This is a genomic window from Sedimentibacter sp. B4 (assembly GCF_000309315.1).
Lineage (GTDB): Bacteria > Bacillota > Clostridia > Tissierellales > Sedimentibacteraceae > Sedimentibacter > Sedimentibacter saalensis.
The window spans coordinates 1-367 of sequence record NZ_CANG01000165.1 but is presented as its reverse complement, the minus strand read 5'-3'; the positions used below and the strand labels follow the sequence as shown (position 1 = coordinate 367).

Here is a 367-nt window from a genome sequence, read left to right as displayed (position 1 = left end):
AGGTGTCGTTCCATCCGGGCATCGGAGCACAGGACACGGTGCTGTTCACCTGCGCGGACAGTGGTGGGGTCTGCCTCGATTGGTTCCAGCGCACGGCGACGATCCCCTACGACCAGCTCGAGCGAGCACTGCCGGGACGGGCCTACGACGAGGCGCCGATCTTCCTGCCGTACCTGACCGGAGTGAACCCGCCGGACTTCCTCCCCGGCGCTCGCGGAGGCTTCCTCGGCCTCCAACTGCGCCACGACGCGGTGGATCTCGCCTACGCCGTGATGGAGGGCGTCGCGCACCTTCTCCGCAGGAACCTCGACTACTTGGCCGAGCATGGGCAGGGCGCCCGCAGCATCGTCTCCTCCGGTGGAGGGAC

1 protein-coding gene is annotated in these 367 nt (G+C 68.4%); it reads left to right on the top strand.

What is annotated here, in order from left to right:
* Positions 1-367, top strand: a 367-nt coding sequence (locus BN358_RS23085; protein WP_255346888.1) for an FGGY-family carbohydrate kinase, incomplete at both ends; no start/stop codon positions are given.